Origin of the sequence: Myxococcus sp. CA039A (genome assembly GCF_013336645.1) — a bacterium.
Lineage (GTDB): Bacteria > Myxococcota > Myxococcia > Myxococcales > Myxococcaceae > Myxococcus > Myxococcus llanfairpwllgwyngyllgogerychwyrndrobwllllantysiliogogogochensis.
Map to the genome: position 1 here is coordinate 1 of NZ_JABUMQ010000707.1, position 918 is coordinate 918.

1 protein-coding gene is annotated in these 918 nt (G+C 73.6%); it reads right to left on the bottom strand.

The features are described 5' to 3' along the window. Positions 1 to 132 precede the first annotated feature (132 nt). Positions 133 to 918: tetratricopeptide repeat protein (locus HR086_RS47165; RefSeq protein WP_174468941.1), on the bottom strand; the 786-nt coding region annotated here is incomplete at its 5' end.

Sequence of the window (918 nt, forward strand, 5' to 3'; positions counted from 1 at the left end):
GACAGGAGTGGGCATCACAGGGGCCAGGGTCATGTGCTTCTCGACGGGGGCTGCACGTTAGACCAAGTCCGATTCTGAATTCGGGAATCGGACCGGGCCGCACCTGGAGGCTGGCCTCCAGGCAGGGGAGCGCTACGGCGTTTCGGGCATCGGGGAGAGCACCTCCCGTGCCCGAGGCTCGGGCGAGTCCAGGTCCACCTGGGCCACGCGGCTCAGGCGGTCCGCGTTGACGCGGGCCTGGACGTAGCGCGGGGACAGCCGGGTGGCGGTGCCGTACGCGGCGCGGGCCTCTTCCTGGCGGCCCAGTCGCTCCCACGCCACGCCGAGGTTGTTGTGCACGTAGGCCACGTTCGGCAGCAGCTCCGCGGCTTGCGTGAGCACCTCTGCGGCCTTCGCGTTCTCTGCCGCGCGCAGGTACGCGAAGCCCAGGTTGTTGAGCGCGTAGCCATGCTCGGGGTCCAGGTGCACGGCCTGCTGGAAGCGGAGGATGGCCGACGCCAGCTCCCCGCCCACCAGGTGCGCGCGGCCGAGCACCTGGTACGCCTCCGCGTCCTCCGGAGCGCGCAGCACCGCCTCCTCGCCCACGCGCACCGCCTCCCCGTGGCGCCCCAGGGACACGAGCAGTCGGGCCTGCTGGATGAGGGCCCCCGCGTCCTCGGGCACCAGGCTTCCCAGCCGCGCGTACGCCAGCAGCGCGACGTCGGACTGGCCCTGGAGGCGAGCGAGCCGGGCGGCCAGCGTCAGCGCGTCCGTGTCGGCCGGGTCGTCATGCAGCGCGCGACGCACCTCGGTGAGGGCGCCGGACACGTCGCCCAGCTCGCGCAGGGAGCGCGCGCGGCCCAGGTGGTCCACGCGTCGACCGTGCTCGTGGGTGAGCGCCAGGACATCCTCGGGCGCCGGGCGGGGAGGCTGCCCGAC